The sequence below is a fragment of the Symploca atlantica LB2515 genome, assembly GCF_052546295.1.
Map to the genome: position 1 here is coordinate 1,205,963 of NZ_JBQWMT010000001.1, position 18,739 is coordinate 1,224,701.

Annotated in this window: 17 protein-coding genes; 6 read left to right on the top strand and 11 right to left on the bottom strand. The window is 44.5% G+C overall.

Annotated elements, in window-relative coordinates; all coding sequences use genetic code 11:
• The first annotated feature begins 266 nt into the window (after positions 1-266).
• Positions 267-923 (top strand): sigma-70 family RNA polymerase sigma factor, encoded by a 657-nt coding sequence (locus ACT7WV_RS05140; protein WP_445101866.1) that lies wholly within the window; start codon positions 267-269, stop codon positions 921-923.
• A gap of 137 nt (positions 924-1,060) precedes the next feature.
• Entirely contained in the window at positions 1,061-1,570 is a 510-nt protein-coding gene (locus ACT7WV_RS05145) for an anti-sigma factor family protein (protein WP_445101867.1), read from the top strand.
• A 148-nt stretch (positions 1,571-1,718) separates the two neighbouring features.
• Here ACT7WV_RS05145 and ACT7WV_RS05150 read toward each other — a convergent pair whose 3' ends face one another.
• Positions 1,719-2,138: a gamma-glutamylcyclotransferase family protein gene (locus ACT7WV_RS05150; RefSeq protein ID WP_445101868.1), complete on the bottom strand. Its 420-nt coding sequence runs from the start codon at positions 2,136-2,138 to the stop codon at positions 1,719-1,721.
• 169 nt (positions 2,139-2,307) lie between these two features.
• Between ACT7WV_RS05150 and leuS the strand changes: the two genes are divergently transcribed.
• Positions 2,308-4,878 carry a leucine--tRNA ligase gene (gene leuS, locus ACT7WV_RS05155; protein WP_445101869.1) on the top strand — a complete coding sequence of 857 codons (2,571 nt, stop codon included), beginning with the start codon at positions 2,308-2,310 and terminating at the stop codon, positions 4,876-4,878.
• A 262-nt stretch (positions 4,879-5,140) separates the two neighbouring features.
• Here the strand turns inward: leuS and ACT7WV_RS05160 are convergent, their stop codons facing one another.
• The 7 genes from ACT7WV_RS05160 to pstS all read right to left on the bottom strand — a co-directional run bounded on the left by ACT7WV_RS05160 (position 5,141) and on the right by pstS (position 11,909).
• The gene (locus ACT7WV_RS05160; RefSeq protein ID WP_445101870.1) at positions 5,141-6,625 is read right to left on the bottom strand and encodes a family 10 glycosylhydrolase; all 1,485 of its coding nucleotides are present in this window, start codon (positions 6,623-6,625) and stop codon (positions 5,141-5,143) included.
• Between the two features lie 338 nt (positions 6,626-6,963).
• Positions 6,964-7,122, bottom strand: coding sequence for a hypothetical protein (locus ACT7WV_RS05165; RefSeq protein ID WP_445101871.1), 159 nt, complete (start codon positions 7,120-7,122; stop codon positions 6,964-6,966).
• Positions 7,115-7,513, bottom strand: coding sequence for a photosystem II protein Psb27 (gene psb27 / locus ACT7WV_RS05170; protein WP_445101872.1), 399 nt, complete (start codon positions 7,511-7,513; stop codon positions 7,115-7,117). Before psb27 ends, ACT7WV_RS05165 begins: the two co-directional genes overlap by 8 nt.
• Before the next feature lie 301 nt (positions 7,514-7,814).
• Positions 7,815-8,639, bottom strand: a complete 825-nt coding sequence (gene pstB / locus ACT7WV_RS05175; protein WP_445101873.1) for a phosphate ABC transporter ATP-binding protein PstB — start codon at positions 8,637-8,639, stop codon at positions 7,815-7,817.
• A 119-nt stretch (positions 8,640-8,758) separates the two neighbouring features.
• Positions 8,759-9,649, bottom strand: a complete 891-nt coding sequence (gene pstA, locus ACT7WV_RS05180; RefSeq protein WP_445101874.1) for a phosphate ABC transporter permease PstA — start codon at positions 9,647-9,649, stop codon at positions 8,759-8,761.
• Between the two features lie 30 nt (positions 9,650-9,679).
• The gene (gene pstC, locus ACT7WV_RS05185; RefSeq protein ID WP_445101875.1) at positions 9,680-10,633 is read right to left on the bottom strand and encodes a phosphate ABC transporter permease subunit PstC; all 954 of its coding nucleotides are present in this window, start codon (positions 10,631-10,633) and stop codon (positions 9,680-9,682) included.
• 136 nt (positions 10,634-10,769) lie between these two features.
• Positions 10,770-11,909 carry a phosphate ABC transporter substrate-binding protein PstS gene (gene pstS / locus ACT7WV_RS05190; protein WP_445101876.1) on the bottom strand — a complete coding sequence of 380 codons (1,140 nt, stop codon included), beginning with the start codon at positions 11,907-11,909 and terminating at the stop codon, positions 10,770-10,772.
• 279 nt (positions 11,910-12,188) lie between these two features.
• Between pstS and ACT7WV_RS05195 the strand changes: the two genes are divergently transcribed.
• The 3 genes from ACT7WV_RS05195 (at position 12,189) to ACT7WV_RS05205 (ending at position 14,087) form a co-directional block, all read left to right on the top strand.
• Positions 12,189-12,782, top strand: coding sequence for a biotin transporter BioY (locus ACT7WV_RS05195; protein ID WP_463424143.1), 594 nt, complete (start codon positions 12,189-12,191; stop codon positions 12,780-12,782).
• 56 nt (positions 12,783-12,838) lie between these two features.
• On the top strand, positions 12,839-13,315 hold the full coding sequence (lspA, locus tag ACT7WV_RS05200) for a signal peptidase II (RefSeq protein WP_445101878.1): 477 nt from the start codon (positions 12,839-12,841) through the stop codon (positions 13,313-13,315).
• Between the two features lie 259 nt (positions 13,316-13,574).
• Positions 13,575-14,087, top strand: a complete 513-nt coding sequence (locus tag ACT7WV_RS05205; RefSeq protein WP_445101879.1) for a transcriptional repressor — start codon at positions 13,575-13,577, stop codon at positions 14,085-14,087.
• A 196-nt stretch (positions 14,088-14,283) separates the two neighbouring features.
• Here the strand turns inward: ACT7WV_RS05205 and ACT7WV_RS05210 are convergent, their stop codons facing one another.
• From ACT7WV_RS05210 to ACT7WV_RS05220, 3 genes are all read right to left on the bottom strand, one after another.
• Positions 14,284-15,540, bottom strand: coding sequence for a class I SAM-dependent methyltransferase (locus ACT7WV_RS05210; RefSeq protein WP_445101880.1), 1,257 nt, complete (start codon positions 15,538-15,540; stop codon positions 14,284-14,286).
• Between the two features lie 231 nt (positions 15,541-15,771).
• On the bottom strand, positions 15,772-17,460 hold the full coding sequence (locus tag ACT7WV_RS05215; protein ID WP_445101881.1) for a leucine-rich repeat domain-containing protein: 1,689 nt from the start codon (positions 17,458-17,460) through the stop codon (positions 15,772-15,774).
• A gap of 221 nt (positions 17,461-17,681) precedes the next feature.
• Positions 17,682-18,668 carry a carbohydrate kinase family protein gene (locus ACT7WV_RS05220; RefSeq protein ID WP_463424144.1) on the bottom strand — a complete coding sequence of 329 codons (987 nt, stop codon included), beginning with the start codon at positions 18,666-18,668 and terminating at the stop codon, positions 17,682-17,684.
• Between the last annotated feature and the right edge of the window lie 71 nt (positions 18,669-18,739).

The following is an 18,739-nucleotide window of genomic DNA, read 5'->3' on the forward strand; positions in this document are numbered from 1 at the left end:
GATATCAAATTCGCTTTCGGTAGCTACCAAACTATCTGACACCAAGTCAGCAGTTTTTTAGGAAGCTGCGTCTATTTCAACAAAGCTGACTGGAACAAGACTCTCCTAAGAGGGAAGGTAGAGGCAAAATTTGGTAGATTACGCCAGCTATTGCTTAATCAGTAGTCTGCCCAAATGCTAATAGACATTTACTATCTATTGCGGGAAACTCTCTAGTGAAGTCGAGCATCCCTCGGGAGATGTAAGTTCTAGCAACAATTATATATATGAGCCAATCTATTTCTGTGTCCTGGTCAAAAGTTGAGGCAACTGCTCCTCAAGCACCGGTGCAACTTGATAAACTCTCGAACTATGACTTAATCTTGCGTTGTCAGGAAGGAATTCGCCCTGATCGCACCGCCTTTGCTGAACTTTTACGCCGATACCAATCCCACGTCGATAAAGTTTTATATCACCTGGCTCCAGACTGGCAGGATAGAGCTGACTTAGCCCAAGAAGTCTGGATCAGAGTCTACCGCAATATTAAACGACTGAACGAACCTGTAAAGTTTAAAGGCTGGTTGAGTCGCATTGCTAGCAATCTCTTCTACGATGAGCTACGTAAGCGCAAGCGCGTAGATCGCCCCCTATCTCTAGATGCTCCGCGCTACCTGAATGATGGCGAGATGGACTGGGAAGTGGCTTCAGACACAGCTAGTCCTACTGATGACATGACGACTAGAGAATTTTACGAACAGCTACATGAGGCAATTTCCGACTTGCCAGAGGTATTCCGCACAACAATTGTTCTTAGAGAAATCGAAGGCATGGCTTATGAGGAAATTGCCGAAATCACTGGTGTCTCTCTAGGAACCGTCAAGTCGAGAATCGCCAGAGCTAGATCCAGACTGCAATCCCAGCTTAAAAACTACTTAGAAGATTAAATTTCACTCAGATTATCGGGAACAGTTGTCCCCTTTGCTTGTTCTTTAATAATGGGATGTGTAGAATAGCATCTGAATAGGGGATTTGCTTAATAGCAGGGCCTGAGCGCTTGGTAGGACTTGGTGGTGATCTGAAAATGACCGAAAATTTTGACGCTCTTCAAAACTCTGAGCAAGAAGCTACTACTAAAGAGATAGATAGCCTACAGCGTGATCGCTTTGAATTGCTTAGTGCTTATATAGATGGTGAAGTGACAGCAGCAGAGCGCTATAGAGTGCAAGAGTTATTGGCAAATGACTCAGATATGCAATGCCTGTATGCTCGGTTGATGAAGCTACGCCAACAATTACAGAAACTTCCAGTGCCACCAGCTAAAGCATCAACTCAGGAGATGGCACAGCAGGTTTTTTCAAAAATTGATCGCCGCCGCAATCGACGGACAATTGTTTGGGGTGGTGCTGCGATCGCAGCTTTGTTTGTCAGTGCCTTGGCAGTAAATCTACCCTTTGGTCAGTCGATACAGCGACAATTTGCTAATTTGCCCAAGGAAGAAGAGAATTCAGAACTGTTAATTATTGCTGTTAACAAACCAGTAATTGATATTCCTAAAACGGCTGTGGCTTTTCCCGAAAAATGGGCTGATTAACCAATACTTGACCAGGGTTCTAGCAAAAATAATCTCGATTGATTAGCTACTCAGTCTCTAGGAACCCTGGGAGATAGACAAGGCTTTTTATATCTTGAGCTTGGGAAAGCCAAAAACTCAATTATTATTTTTTTCTAAAAATTCACTCTTAAAGAACGCAATTGTTAATGCTGCCGCTCCAAGACCCGGACGGGAGTAGAATGCCGCTATGGTGCTGTACCTGCTGAGGTGTCATTAAGTAGACCCAGGCTAAACCTAGTGATTGACCAACCAGAGTATAGATGGCAAGCTGCTGTCGGTTATACTCATTTTCCTCTGGAGAACGGTATTCTTGGTAGTCCTCTAACTCATCGAGGAGATGTAACACACCACGATGGGCAAAGGTCAGCAAATAGCCATGGATCTGACTATTTCCCAGAGTCATCGCTGGGTAACCTAAGGGCAGATTAAAAAGCTGACCATAGGCGATCGCTTTTTTCTCTTCTACTACCTTGCCAGCACAGTAAAGATGGTAATTGACTTCTTCTGGTTTGAGTGTGCCGTAAACAAAAACTTTTAGGGGATTCAAGATTGGCTCCCTAGGATTAGCTATACTACAAATGTAATACAAAGAAGGTAAAACGAGTCAAACACACGTAATTGTGAAGCGCGGATGTGTCAAAATACGAAAATAAAGGCAATCTTGCTCAGTGTACCGCCCTCAAAAGCGATCGCCAAGTCCATTAGGAGTTACTGTTGTGGAGTCCAAATACAACCCGGCTGAGATAGAGGAAAAATGGCAACAGACTTGGGCAGAACTTGGCTTAGACAAAACTTCTCTAGAAACTAACAAGCCAAAATTCTACGCCCTGTCGATGTTTCCCTATCCATCAGGCAACCTGCACATGGGTCACGTCCGTAACTATACAATCACGGATGTTATTGCTAGGAAAAGCCGGATGCAAGGCTATCGGGTAATACATCCGATGGGTTGGGATGCCTTTGGTCTACCAGCAGAAAATGCCGCGATTGCGCGCCAGGTTCATCCAGCAAAGTGGACTTACCAAAATATTGCCCACATGAAAGGTCAGTTAAAGCCTTTGGGGTTCTCTCTTGACTGGGATTGCGAGCTTGCCACTTGTTCACCGGACTATTACAAATGGACACAGTGGATTTTCTTACAATTTTTTCAGGCTGGGCTAGCTTATCAAAAAGAGGCTGCCGTTAACTGGGATCCGATTGATCAAACTGTACTGGCGAACGAGCAAGTTGATAGTGACGGTTGTTCTTGGCGTTCTGGCGCTAAAGTAGAACGCAAACTTTTGCGCCAGTGGTTCTTCAAGATTACTGACTACGCAGAGGAATTGCTCAATGACCTCGACAAGTTAGAGGGTTGGCCAGAACGAGTAAAGTTAATGCAGGCTAACTGGATTGGCAAATCTGTTGGCGCCTATCTAGAGTTTCCCATCGTCGGGATGGAAGACAAAATTGGTGTGTTTACCACTCGTCCGGATACCGTTTATGGTGTTACTTATGTAGTGCTTGCCCCAGAACATCCTTTGACGTTGAAAGTTACCACTGCTGAGCAAAAAGCCACTATTGAAGCTTTTCGGCAAGAGGTGGCTAAAGAGAGTGAACTGGAACGTACTGCTGAGGATAAGCCTAAGCAGGGCATTCCTACTGGTGGTAAGGCAATTAATCCTTTCACGGGTGAAGAGATACCCATCTGGATCGCTGACTATGTACTCTACGAGTATGGTACAGGTGCAGTGATGGGTGTTCCGGCCCATGACACCAGGGATTTCCAATTTGCCACAGAGAAAAACTTGCCCATCAAAGTGGTCATTGTGCGTGCGGATGCCGCTGACCCGAAAACCTCTCCGAAAAAGGCTTACACCGAACCAGGAGTAGTGGTCAATTCTGACCTGTTTAACGGCATGGAATCTCCTACAGCCAAGGAAGAGATTGTTAAGTATGCAGAAAAACAAGGTTGGGGAAAAGCCAGGATACAGTACCGCCTCCGGGATTGGTTAATCTCACGGCAACGTTACTGGGGTGCACCGATACCAGTGATTCATTGCCCGAAGTGCGGCACTGTAACGGTGCCGGAAGCAGATTTACCTGTAGAATTGCCGGAAAATGTGGAGTTTACCGGTGGTCGTATTGCTTCTTTAGCGCAGCTAGAGGATTGGTCAAATCTGCCTTGTCCAGCGTGCGGCACACCAGCAAAACGGGAAACCGACACGATGGATACTTTTATTGATTCCTCGTGGTATTACTTGCGTTACCCAGATGCCCAAAATGATCAACAGGCTTTTGAGCAGAACAAAACCAATGATTGGATGCCTGTAGACCAGTATGTTGGGGGAATTGAACACGCAATTTTGCACTTACTCTATTCGCGGTTCTTTACAAAAGTGTTGCGCGATCGCGGATTACTGAACTTTGATGAACCCTTCCAACGTCTGTTAACTCAGGGCATGGTTCAGGGTTTAACCTACATGAACACCACAACTGGTAAATGGATTCCCTCGGCACAGGTTGACCCGGCTGACCCTAAAGATCCAGAAACGGGCGAAGCTTTGGAAGTGTCCTATAAAACGATGTCCAAGTCTAAGTATAACGGCGTCGCTCCCGAGGAAGTGATTAACAAGTACGGGGCAGATACGGCCCGGATGTTTATCCTGTTTAAGGCACCACCCGAAAAAGACTTAGAGTGGGATGATGCGGATGTAGAAGGGCAATTCCGCTTTCTGAATCGTGTCTGGCGTTTAGTGACGGATTTCAGTACACAGATTTCCCCTAATCAAAGGGGGAAAGATCAACCTGCTGACTTAAGTAAAGCTGAAAAAGACTTGCGACGGGCAATACATACGGCAATTAAGGAAGTTACTGAAGATTTAGAAGGGGATTACCAGTTTAATACAGCAGTTTCGGAGTTGATGAAACTTAGCAATGCTCTTGCTGATACTGGTTGCAAGGAATCACCAGTTTATGCAGAGGGAATTAAGATGCTGATTTTGTTATTGGCTCCTTTTGCACCTCATATTGCTGAGGAATTATGGCATGCTATCGGTCATCAGCAATCAGTACACAGGCAAAGTTGGCCAAAATTGGATCCTGCGGCTTTGGTGGCTGATGAAATTACCCTAGTTATTCAAATCATGGGTAAAACCCGTGGCACGCTTCAAGTACCAGCCTCGGCAGATAAGCAGGCTTTGGAGGAGTATGCCAGGGAATCTGAGGTGGCTAAGCGCTATATCGAAGGAAAAGAGGTTAAAAAGGTGATTGTAGTGCCTGGGAAGTTAGTTAATTTTGTGGTGGTTTAGAAAAATTGGTGTTGCTAGATTAAACCCAATCGCATCACAGGGTCATCTTTTAAGATTAAAAGCCCCCAGGTGACAGGTGTGAGAGTGCAGGCTGAACTGGCTCGAATTTAGACGGCATGGGTTGAGATTGTGGTAGGTTAATCAGTATTGGAAAACCAGATCACACATCAGCCCTGACGTCCGAGCAATCCATAAATGCTCAATGGCAGTTATGAGATCTCTATTAATTGCATCAATAGTATCTGGAAATAGCAGCTAATAGCTACTGTAGCTGACAGAACTTGCGTGCTTTGTCAAACTCCGGGTCTTGCCAAGAATAAGCAAAATGGCTCACTGAGTTAATCTGCGGTGCCACTCGCCGCAACGCCTGCATCTGGGCTTCTAGGGAGGGACGATTGCGCATGGGTTGGCCCCAAGTTCCTGCGATAGCTGGAGCCACCATCGTACCAGAGGGAGCACGATCTACGACTCGCTTGACTAAATTTTCGATGCAACTGGTTCTGCCACAAGTGGCGTAAGACATGGGATGCCACTCAAGGGAACCAGGAAAATGATCCCAAGGCTGTAGTCTCGAATCATACCCACCTCGACCAACAACTTGATTGCCGTCTGGGAAAAATACCGCTCCCGCTTTTGTGCCGCCGCGCTCAGCTGCTAGGGTGGCTAAGGCTAAAAAATCTAGAACGCCTTGGGCGGCATGAGCGACGCTCAGCTGCCAAAGTTGCCAACGCAAAGAGGCAGCAGTCTCTCCGGCAGAGGGTGTACGACCTTGCCATTGAGGTACTCCTTCATCTGGGTAAAGCTTTTCAACTGCTTTAATATCGCCATCGCTAATAGAACCCTTACTGACATAGCGCCTGATGAGTTCTCGCCCTTGATTGTTAAGAGCACGGTTGTAGAGAGCTTCTCTCGAAGCATCGCTAAAAATCCATAAATCCTTGACCTTGGCGACAACCGAATCGCTTCCTGAACCACGCGGATAACGAATGTAATCAAACAAAATTCCGTCAGGGCGTCTTTTCGCTACCGCCTCCACGAGCCTGTAGTAGTCAGACTTGGCTTGATTGCTGTAGGGATCAATGAAAGCTTGAGAGCCATCTTCAACAAAGGACAAGCTGGTTTGCCCTTTACCATTACGGGCTAGTACACTTTGCCGATCTGAGCGCTGGGCGTAGGAGTAGCCGAAGTTCATGGTAAATACCCAGGCATAAACCTCCAAACCCCGCTCATGCCCTTTTTGAATTGCTTGGGCTAACAAATCGACTTTCTCCGTCCCAGGCGTCCTCACCACCGAAGGCCAAGGAGTCTGGTTTTCCGACAATGGCAATAGCACCTGACCATCGAAAAAGGCTTCCACATAAACTTGGTTGTACCCAAGGTTAACGAGACGATCCATAACAGCATCAAGAGATCCAGGACGCACATCACAGGGATATAAACGTAGCCAAATCGCTTGATCTTTCGGCCAGGTACGAGAGCGGCACTGCTGCAAGCTATCTGCATGCTGCTTTAAAAGGGTCTTATAGTTTTTCTCAGAATCTGAGTTGCCTTTTAAGGAGTTAATGCGTAAGTTTTCTTTTTGAGTGATCGCCTCATTGTTAAGTTGGCAGTATGCATTTGTTTGAGCCTGAGCTGTCTGTGTTATTAAACACTGGCTAAGTAAGTTAGTACTGGTCAAAAGCATTGCTACCAGGCTACGATCCAGACGCTGCCACGACCGCGCTCTTTTGAGAAAACCATTAAACATGCGAAGCAAATACCACACAAAATAAGGTAATACTGGCGTTCTCAGTCTTCCCAGACTGGTAGTGCGCAACGCCAAAAAATATCGTTCAACTATTCTTTTTTCACTAATCTTGCCAAGTTTTCAGGAAAGTTTACAAAAAATGGCTTAGCCTTGATTGTTTAGACCATGATCCTTTCCCGTCCCTTAAGCAATAATCCTCAGTAAAGAAGCCAGGTGTTCTTGCTGTTTTCTTGATTAGTGCTTTCGCGAGAATTGCCCAGCAATGAGGATGCTGCCCAAGTGGCAACTCTGCAGGGGCAGCTCAAAGTATCCTAGCGTTTTTCACTAGATAGAATGGGTCAGTCTTTGCCAAGGAACTCTTGAGTAGATGACTCTACTCTATCCTCGAGAAAACCAATACCTATTTGCTCACCAATAAATCCAAATCGACCTTTAGTGAGAATAACCGCTGCTATGCCGTTTTGCAGTACAGCAAACTTACCTAGTAAGTTAAGCACCTCGTTGAACTGCGCGTTCTACACTCTTAAATTCTTGCTCTAAGCGATTCTTCAACTTTTCTGGTAAGGGGCGGTTGGGGTAAGAGCTATAGTGACCAGCTAGGGAATTCAATGCCGTTCGCATTGTGGTGAAGGAAGGAAGATTAGCCACTGAACTATCGCGTCTGTAGCGAGAAGCGTAGTCGTTAATTATCTGACGTGCTTGAGTCTGAACTGTAGATTGATCTGTAGCGCTTTCTGGCAGTTCAATGGCTGTTCTCAAGTTCTGCAACAAGGTAAAAGTATCCTCACGGTAGTTACCGGTCAAGCCCGTTGGACTGGAGGAACATCCCATTAGACCGATGACAACAACTAATACAAGAGCTATCAGACGTGATATGTAGGGCTTCATAGTAAACGATATGACTTGCAACAGGCACAATTTCAGTATTATAACTTAATCCGATCCCCGATACTTAATTTTCCGCTGAAACTATTACCTACAGGTTATTTCAAGAATTACTAAATAATTTAGTCAAGCTATAAGATTTTAACAGCAGATCAAGCTTGGTTATTGATTATGGTCTATGCTGATTGATATACTCCTAGAAGCAAGTATATAGAAAGTAAAATTGTTAGAAAACCAAAAATAAAGAAGGTGTTTACCTTCTTATTGCACTTTTCATCTTGTCAGTGAAGCGACTAAACCTAATCTAACCGAAGCGTCCACTTACGTAGTCCTTAGTGGCTTGCTCCTGGGGGTTTTGGAAAATCATTTCGGTTCGATTGTACTCGACTAAGTAACCTTTTTTGCCGCCTGTTTCTGTCGCCTGGGCATTGAAGAATGCTGTCATGTCAGCTACCCGCGTTGCTTGCTGCATATTGTGGGTCACGATGACGATGCTGTACTGTTCCTTAAGTTCATGCATTAATTCTTCAACCTTGAGGGTTGAGATGGGATCAAGGGAAGCACAAGGTTCGTCCATTAGTACTACATCGGGATTAATCGCGATAGCACGGGCAATACACAGACGTTGCTGCTGTCCACCAGATATTGAAAGACCATTTGCCTTTAGTTTATCTTTGACTTCATCCCAAAGGGCAGCTTTACGCAAGGAACTTTCTACGAGTTCATCAAGATCCCCTTTGTGACCATTGACCCTGGCTCCGTAGGCAATATTGTCATAAATCGATTTGGGGAAAGGGTTGGGCTTTTGGAAGACCATACCAATCCGTCGCCTTACTTCTACAGGATCAACATCTTTATCGTAGATGTCTTGGTCATGATAATAAACATTACCTTCAATATGAAACCCATTGATTAAATCATTGAGCCGATTAAAGCAACGTAGTAGAGTACTTTTACCACAGCCAGAGGGACCGATAAATGCAGTAACGCGGTTCTTAGGTATGTTCAGGGCAACACCTTCAACTGCCTTAAAACTGCCGTAAAAAATATCTAAGTTTTCAGTACGCAGTACAGCCTCAGTCTGCTCTACGTTCTGCTGATTATGATTGGTTACTTGTTGGTAAGACATGGGAGTACAACTGGGAGCTTAATTAAATGGCAAGAGAAACTAAGTAAATTTTTCTAGCAGCTGCAAACAAAAATTGGACTTTTCCTTGTGAACAACTCAGAAGATTTGTGATTATCTTACTAATAGTTTTTCTGACGGGTTGCCCAACGAGAGAGAACACTTGTCAGTAGCACCAAGAGCACCAAAATTAAGGATGCCGTCCAAGCAAACTCCTGAAGAACTTCATCGAAACTTGTAGCAAAGTTATAAACTAAAACCGAAAGAGTTGGGGTTGGATCCCACAATCCACGGGGCCAAAAGTTAGAATTGAGAGCGGTAAAAATCAAAGGAGCTGTTTCCCCGGCAGCACGGGCTACTGCCAAGGTTACTCCTGTGACAATAGCAGGTATAGCAGCCGGGAGTACGACTTGTAAAACAGTTTGGTAATCAGAAGCACCAAGTCCCACTGATGCCCATCTGACATCTTGCGGCACAATCTGCAAACCTTCGTCGGCAGTTCTAACAATTGTCGGTAACATGAGTACAGCTAGTGCAACTCCTCCTGCTACTGCCGAGAATTGCCCTGTCGTGAGTACCAGAATTCCATAGGCAAATATCCCGGCAATGATTGAAGGAACGCCACTGAGTACGTTAGTAGCAAAGCGAATCCAGCGAGCTAACTGTCCGGAACTGAACTCTGATAAATAAATTGCCGCCAAGACACCAAAGGGAACAGCAATCAGAGAGGCAATCCCAACGGTAATCAGAGTACCGATTATTGCATTGGCAATTCCACCTGTTTCCTGACCAGCAGCGGGAGGTAGCTTGGTAAACAAGTCTAGGTTTAGGCGGCTAAATCCTTTGAGTGTTACGTAGCTGAGTAGAGCAAACAAGGGAATGAGGGCAGTTACTAGACAGGCTCCTGCCAGCACCGTCATTAATTTACCTAACACAGTACGGAGATTATTTGATCGAGACAGATTTAAGGAACTAGTTCCTTCAAAGGATCGATCTGAGGCGCTAGTTGACATAGGGCAAGACTCTGGTGAATGATTAGCGACTTAAAATTTCTTGACTTGACGCACAACTAGCTCTGCCAAGATATTGACAATCAGGGTAAGGGCAAACAAAACCAGTCCTGCGTACATCAGAGCAGAAATTTGCAGACCACTAGCTTCAGCAAATTGACTTGCCAACAACGAAGCGATGGAATTTCCGGGCGCTAGGACAGAAAAATTCAGTTGATTGGCGTTGCCAATTAGCATGGTGACTGCCATGGTTTCTCCCATAGCGCGACCAAGACCGAGCATAATGCCACCCACAATACCAGAGAAAGCCGCTGGCACAAGAACTCTAAAAACAGTTCCCCAGCGACTTGCTCCTAAACCGAGGGATGCCTGCCGCAGTTCAGGAGGCAGCGCGGCTAGAGAATCACGGGAAATTGCCGTAATAATTGGCAAAACCATAATTGCCAACACCACTCCTGCTGGCAACATTCCTGAGTTACTAGCGGGAGCTGTGCTAAAGAAGGGAAACCAACCAAAGGCGTCGTGCAACCATTGTCCTAGGGGTCTAATTAGGGGACTAAGTACAAAAATACCCCAGAGACCATAGACCACACTAGGAATAGCCGCTAACAGTTGCACCAAGAAAACTAATACTGTGCGAAGGGATAGGGGCAGAAAATCTTCACTCAAGAAGATGGCTGTTCCTAGACCTAGAGGAACTGCCAGAAGCAGCGCCAGGAATGAGCTCATCAGCGTCCCGTAGATCATGGGGAGTATCCCATATTCGTCTTCCACAGGATTCCAGGTACTGTTGAAAATAAATCCTAGACCATATTCCCCAATGGCAGGTATAGCCTTAGACGCCATCTGGAGTGCGATCCAGACTAAAAGGGCCGCAACTCCTAATGCCAGTAGACGCGTCAGCCAGAAAAAGGCATTGTCTAGTTTTTTTTCGGTGCTGGAACGGGCTCTAGATTGTGTTTGAGGGGCGTTAGCTTGCGCTTCCATAATTAAATTTGCTGGGAAAGCAAGGAAGGAATGTGGGAGCGAACGTACAGCTACTCAGTCAGCTCTATTCGTTTGTAAGTCTAGAGTTAAGAGAAAGCTTGAGAGCCGAGATTATTCTGTGGAAACTCAAAATGAGTTATTTGATTTCTATCTTGTAGTCTGGGCTAATTACATCAGCAGCAGCGGCAACTTTTTCTCTGACGTTCATCGGTAAGGCAACATACCCTAGCTCTGGTGCCAGTTTTTGACCTTCATTCAAGCCATACTCAATCGCTGCTTCTAAGGATTTAGCCTTTTGTGGATCGTCGTACTTTTCGTAGGCTAGCAACCAAGTATAGGTGACGATAGGATAGGACTGATCTCCTTCGGGATCTTCAATGAAGGCTCGTAGATTTTCCGGTAGCTCAACCGCTTCAAGGGTTTTCGATGCCGACTCGTCGTTAGCCTCAATAAAATTCCCTGATTTATTTTCTAGGGCAGCAACTGCAAGATTTTTGCTCTTGGCGTAGCCATATTCCACATAACCGACTGCTCCTTCATTCTGGGCAATTTGAGCAGTAACACCGTCATTTTTGCTGCCGCCGACACCGGTTGGCCATTCTACAGTCTTGCCTTCTCCAACTTTCTGCTTCCACTCTGGGCTGATCGCACTGAGATGTTTGGTGAAGACGCCTGTAGTACCACTACCATCAGAACGGTGTACTACAGTGATCGGTAAATCAGGCAGATTAACCCCAGGGTTCACCTCAGCAATCTTTGGGTCATTCCAAGTCTTGATTTTGCCCAACAAAATATCCGTATAAGCTTCTCGTGATAGCTTTAGTCCGGTTTCTACTCCAGGAAGGTTGTAGGCAAGTACAATGCTGCCGGCGGTCATTGGCAGCAGGTGAACTCCCCGACTCACTGCTTGGATTTCTTCGTCGGTCATTGCTACGTCACTAGCTCCAAAGTCTACTGTCCCAGCAGTAAACTGTTTGACGCCAGCGCCGCTACCAACGGACTGGTAATCAACTCGTAAATCGGGGTATTCTTGGTTAACCTCAACAAACCAACGTTGGTAAAGCGGAGCGGGGAAGGATGCCCCAGCGCCAGTTAAGTCTACAGGACTGCTCAGGGCTAGCTTATCGGGACCGCCACTCTGAGTAGCATCACCGGTAGCGGCGGTTTGATTATCTTCGCCGCTTCCTCCACAAGCTGCTAGGCTGACTGTCAAAGCTGCCACAGAAATTGAAGCAACTATTCGAATTGGATTGATTAAATTCAGACGGAAAAGCATTGGTACCAAGCTAAAAAGATTTCTAAGGATCGGCCCTTAGCAGGATAGCGCAAAATAGTAAAGACAAGGTTAATAAATTTAGGAGATTGTACCCTTTACTAAAGGCATTTTATTTCCTTAAAGCTAAGTTCCTCTGCAAAGCTCCCGAACTGGGTTAAAGGTGCGGGGAAACTACCTTCTAATTTATTAGATTTGGCGTTGCTACCATCTCCCATGGTAACCTTTTAGCCTACCCTTTTTTTTGCTTAGCTTATACTTTTTTTTGCTCGTCGCCCCTATATGACTGTGACTGCTCCCAATGAACTGCTGTGGGCATTAATTGGTTTACTCCTAACAATCGGCGGCACTTTTCTGGAAGCCTTTGTGACTAATCCGCCCTGGAATTGGTCAGATCAAGGTGTTCAGACTGTATCACTAGGCGTTACTTATCAGATCGGGGCTGTACTACTCGCTGGTTGTTTAGGTGGCAAAAATGCTGGTGCCCTTTCTCAAATCGCTTATGTTTGCTTAGGGTTATCATTTCTGCCTGTTTTTACCCAAGGTGGTGGTATTAGCTACTTAAAAGAGCCTAGCTTTGGTTACCTGATTGGCTTTATTCCTGGTGCCTGGATGTGTGGTTTTCTTGCCTTTAGAATGCCTCGGCGCTTCGATTCTTTGAGCTGGAGCTGTATTTGTGGTTTACTAACGATCCATCTTTGTGGTGTAGGTTATTTGATTATTTCCCATCTTGCCTTCAAAGGAACCGGTTTTGAAGGATTGTCTCTGTTCCAGACAATTATGAAATACTCTGTCTATCCATTGCCTGGCCAATTGGTGGTTGTCTGCGCCGTCACAGTTTTGGCATTTGTCTTGCGGCAATTAATGTTCTATTAAGTTATTTATAATTTCCCATCCGCAAGCTAATTAATAACTACCAATAACCAATTAACATGAATTTGAAAAACCGCTTTTTTTGGGTTGCAGCTGTTATTGGTCTAATTTTAGATCAACTAACTAAATATTTGGTGGTCATCAATTTTGAACTTAAAGAGACTCTACCAGTCTGGTCAGAGGTATTTCACCTAACTTATGTAACCAACACTGGTGCCGCTTTCAGTCTCTTTAGTGAAGGAGGAAGCTGGTTGCGCTGGCTGTCGTTAGCCGTGAGTCTTGGCTTAATTGTCTTAGCTTGGTTGGGACCAAGACTTAATATTTGGGAACAGTTAGGCTATGGCTTCATCTTGGCAGGAGCACTAGGCAATGGCATTGATAGATTTGTTGCTGGTTATGTTGTTGATTTTTTAGATTTTCGCTTTATCCAATTTCCTGTGTTTAATCTGGCAGATGTTTTCATCAATGTGGGGATTATCTGTTTACTAATTAGTAGTTTGCAGCAGCCCCCGCCAGCTTCAAGAGCAAGAAACTGAAGTGATACGCCACTCTATTTAGAGTGAATGAGACTTGCCATTAGTTCAGAGACTGGCAATACTTAGCATTCTTTCTTAACAAAATAAAAGATTAATTAAAAATAATTTCACTGCAGTGATGTGACTTATGACCAGGGGCAAGCTTTCAAGAATCCTCAATAATGTTTTGCGATTTATTCGCAATTAACAGGCATTCTTGAAAATAGGACACGAAAGTAGCTATGATTGTCAATAGTGGGTTTTTTTTGAGAGAGTTATTATGGCTTCTTATACAGCCTCTTCACTAAAAGCCGAACTCAATTCCCGAGGTTGGCGTTTAACACCACAAAGGGAAACGATTCTGCATGTTTTTCAGAACCTCCCTAGAGGAGATCATTTGAGTGCGGAGGAACTACATGATCTCTTGCAACAGCGTGACGAACCCATTAGCTTGTCTACAATATACCGCAGCGTTAAGTTAATGTCGCGGATGGGTATCCTGCGGGAACTAGAGTTAGCCGAAGGACATAAGCATTACGAGCTTAATCAGCCTTTCCCTAATCATCACCATCATTTGGTGTGCATTCAGTGTAACCAGACAGTTGAATTTAAAAACGATTCAATTTTGAAGCAAGGTATGAAGCAGGTAGAAAAAGAAGGCTTCCAGCTAATCGATTGTCAGCTAACAATTCATACTATCTGTCCTGAAGCGCTGCGCATGGGGTGGCCCTCAGCACTGCCAAGTAATTGGCGCTGTTCAAGATCTATCGCTCAAGAGATTAAAAAAGGATAAGCAAGCACATAGCAAAGGATTGTAAGCAAAAATAATAAGTGAAATTAAGCTTTTTTTGATCAACTAACAGTGTGATTAATTTTGTGAGCAGTATTTGTTCAATTCCCCGTCCTCAGAGCAATGACTTTAAGGACGGGGATTTTTATTTATAGGAGTGAATTTTGCTTGGGACAGTAGAAGCACTGATTGCCGCAAATTACATTCTCGGCGGCACAGTCAAACCTTTTAGAGGCAACTGTTCTTGCTGCGCAGTCAAACCCTTACTCTGAATAAGGACACCAAAGTTTCCCAGTCCCATCGGGTCGATCAACTGGTGTAGGGCATCGCGACGCTGCATAACTCTCATTAAGTCTTGCGCCTTAGCGATCGCTTGACCACCAGACTCACCACTCGTCGCCAGAGTACTAAGGCGATCGCCTAATCCTAATGACATCAAAAACAAACCCTGCTGAGTAAAACCTGCCTTACGCAAACCAGATAATTCTCCCTGACGCTCTAGAGCAGTAAAGTTGGCATGAGTAGTAATATCTTGATGTCCCACAAATAAATAGGGTTGATCGTGGTGGCGATGACGGTAATAACACTGTAAAGTCCCCTGATGACGGGCACTCAAGTAATAGCGATCAGCCGAGTAGCCATAATCAATAGTTAGCAAAAACCCTCGCTGCAACCGACTAGCTACAGTTTTGAGCCAGTCCAATGCGGCTAGATTGACCTCACTACGATAACCCTCTGGATAAGCACCAGAAAACAGATCAATTGCCACCAAGTCTAAATACTCTCTCAATTGAGGTGTTGAAGGGGTATCGCTGACTTCTACAAACTGAACTTGATCTCCAGTACCATCTACTCTGGTGACGTAGATTTCCCGTAACTGTCCTTCTTCAAGGACAAATTGATGTACAGGTAAGGCGTCCACCAATTCATTTGAGAAACAACAACCAGTAATTGAGTTTTCGGGTATCTCTGCCAAAGAAGACCAATGCACAGGTAATTGCTGTAGCCTCAGTTTCTGTAGAAACTGCTGCTGTTGCTTAATCAGTGCTGCCGCTTTTTCAACAATAATGTATTCCAAAACAGCAAAGCAATCAGGGTGCTTTTGATGCAGGTAAACCAGGATATCTGCTGCCAAGAGACCTTGTCCTGCTCCCATTTCTACTAGCGTAAAGGGTTGAGGACGCTCTAGAATATCCCACATTTGGGCAAACTGCTCAGCTAGTAATTCACCAAAGTCACTTCCTAGGTGAGACGATGTGAAAAAATCACCACTCGACCCCATGTTAGTAGCTCTAGTAGCGTAGTAACCATGCTGCGGGTGATACAGTGCCAAGTCCATGTACTGAGCAAAAGTAATCCTTTGCTGCGGCGCGGCGGCGATTATACTGGCAATTTGCTGTCGTAGGGTTCGGTCGTCGGGGGGCGATGAATGGGGGAAAGCAGATAAATTACTCATAAACTAGCGGCGTACTCTACGTCTATATTGCGTTAGCAACTAGGTTTGGAGTACATTACACCTCTTTTTGAAGAGAAATAAAAAAGAGAGCGGCATTTACTACTCTCTAAATCATCAGGGTGCATCTATGTATCCCTATTATTACATTAGGGTTAAGGGGTTTCACCCCTTTTTTTATGAAGATTTAATGAACTACCTACAAGACTGCTAGTTACGAAGATAGTCAAGGCATCAGAGAACTTGACCAATTAGCGCTTGTAGAGCATATTTCTCCAATTCTGGTTGAATACTGGGATTATTAGCTAAGAATTGTTCAATAGTTGCTGCTATCTTGTTCTCGTAGGCTGGATGCCACCAATGACCCAATCCATGCAGGGCGCTCTCACGACAAGCATCTGCATCAAGATGCATTATCTGTTCCATGACCTGGAAAAATTCCTCATCTACATAACGCTGATCGGTATCTTCTGGATTTCCCCAGTAAGGGAAAATATCCCACCACATGTAGCATAGAGAGTTGAGAGGGTTAGTCTCGTGGCTATCTACTCCCTGCTCCTGCTCTGCTAAAGGCTGATCGAGAGGGGACAATTGAGGGGAACATTTTTTGGCAAAGCACTGTTCAAATAGAGTAAAAATTGAGCGGATACAACGTTGTCTGTCCGGCCAGGGTACACTTTGGTCTAAGATTGCCAAAAGATGATTTGAGCAAGAATTGTTGACTAGATAGCATAAACCTTGCTCTAGCTGAGCATCTGAGAATTGTTGACAAATTTCCTTAGTATTTTCAAAGGTTCTGGTGAGATATTTTACTGTGACTGCTGGCGGCATACTTACTAGCCAATCATCATAACTATCTTGATACCAAGCTGGAATAGTAACGGAGTGATCAAAGATATACTTAATCCAGTTCTCGAAGCTAATATTGACTGGTTCCTGATCTCGGACTTTAATAGTGAGATTGCTCAGAGATTGCACTGAGTTGAGGTTATCAATAGGATTACCGTCAAGATAAAGAAAAGTGAGGTTAGTCAGAGTTTTTAATGGACTAAGATCGTTAATTTTATTACTACCAAGACGGAGAACAGAAAGATGCGTCAGTGACTGCAGTGGTTTGAGGTCAGCAATTTGATTGCAATCAAGGCAAAGGTTAGTCAGCTTGGTTAAGGATTGCAGCGGACTAAGGTCACTAATTTGATTATTAGAGAGATTTAGTTTAGTAAGATTAGTTAGAAATTGCAGCGGACTAAGGTCACTAATTTGGTTATGGGAGAGGTCAAGGTTGGTCAGGCTGGTCAGCGATTTGAGAAGACTGATATCCTTTATCTGATAACCGCGATAGTTGAACAGGCAGAGTGTCTTTAGGTTAATTAAAAATTGCAGTGGAGCTAGATTTGCAATTTGATTATTGACCAATTCCAGCTCAGTGAGATTAACCAGAGATTGCAGTGGCTTTAGCTCAGCAATTTGGCTATTAAATAATTCAAATTTAGTTAGCTTAGTCAGGGATTGTAGCGATTCTAGGTCAGTAATTTGATTGCCGTGTACAGAAAGGGCAATTAGATTGGTTAAAAATTGCAGTGGACTCAGATCTTTTATTTGACTGCTACTTATAGAGAGAGTTGTTAATCTACTCAAAGATTGTAGTGGACTAAGATCGGAAACTTCGTTACGAAAAAGCTCAAGCTCAGTCAGGTTAGTGAGAGATTGTAGGGGACTCAAGTCAGAGATATGAGCATCGTAGAGTGTAAGTTCTGTGAGACTTGAGAGTTCCTCATTAGCTGTCTCACAATCAGATGTATTAACTGTATCTAACAATGCTTCGACGGTGAGTCTTGCCTCTGGGGAAAGACTTGCTTGATGCCAGCACCAATCACTAAAATGACTGAAAGACCTTATCTGGTTATAATCTGTGTCAGACATGAGAAAATTTTTTACTCCATCACTAACAGATAACCAAACAGCACAATAGTTTTTTACGGACTACTCTTAGGAAAGTAGCTATTTTCAGAAGTTCGGAGGTAGGAGGAGTATTCACCTTAACTGCTCTTAAAAAACAGAAATTTACCAATAAAGAAAACTCCTGACTTTTATTATCATAAGTATTTCTGCACAACTTCTGCACAACCATAGTAGAGGTTGAGTTAAGGACAAGCTTTGAGAAATTCTCCTACCTCTTTTGCTGTTGGTTGAGCTGCAATTGCTCCTGGTTTCAAAGTTGTCAGTGCTCCTACTGCACTGGCATATTTAACCACATTTCTGGTTGACTCAGCAGTAGCCAGACACTTTAGTCCGTGCTGACAAAGCTGCTGGATAAAACCGGCAACAAAGCCATCCCCAGCACCAGTGGTATCTTTAACATCTACTGAAAAAGCTGGTAACTTATCTTCGTATTCATTGAGGCAGTATTTAACTTCTTGATCTCCGTCGGTAATCAAGACGCCTTCTACCGAATCAAGCTTATTGACAATGGCACCAGCATCAGCGGTATTAAATAGTAACTCGGCTTCTTCCTTGGCGATTTTAAGAAAATCTACATGCTTTAAATGCTCTTGAATTAACGGCAGTGCCGCATTAGAGTCGGGCCAGAACATCGGACGCCAGTTAATATCCATGACCACTTTGAGATCATACTGCTCTGCCAATTGCAAAGCTTGAGCAATTGCCTTGCGAGTTTGGGGATAAGCTAACTCTAGAGTTCCCAAAACCAAAAAATCAGCATCTACAAATAAAGATTCTGGTAATTGGGATGCCTGGAGAAAGGCATCGGCAAATTGTGTGGTGTCTAGTTCACCAAAGCCAGCAAATTCGCGATCACCCTTGTCGGAACGTACCACATAAACCTGCCGAGTCGGAGCCGTTGCATGGCGCTGGATGCCTTGGCTGTCTACCCCAACCTCTTGCAACAGTTGCACCAGGTTATTTCCCGGTTCATCTTGACCTACGCAGCCGATAAAGCCTGCGGGGGTACCCAGTTTCACCAAAGCGCAGGCAACATTAGCTGGAGCTCCTCCTGGATATGGTGTCCAGGATTCCACCTGTTCTAGCGATCTTCCCAGCTGATCTGCTAGACAGTCAAATAATATCTCACCAAGGCAGAGAACACGAGGATTAGTCACAGCTACATACATCTCGACTTTTCCAGACTACCAGAGGCTTAACCGTTCCAGCCATACTAACCCAATCTGTTTACTTTATATCT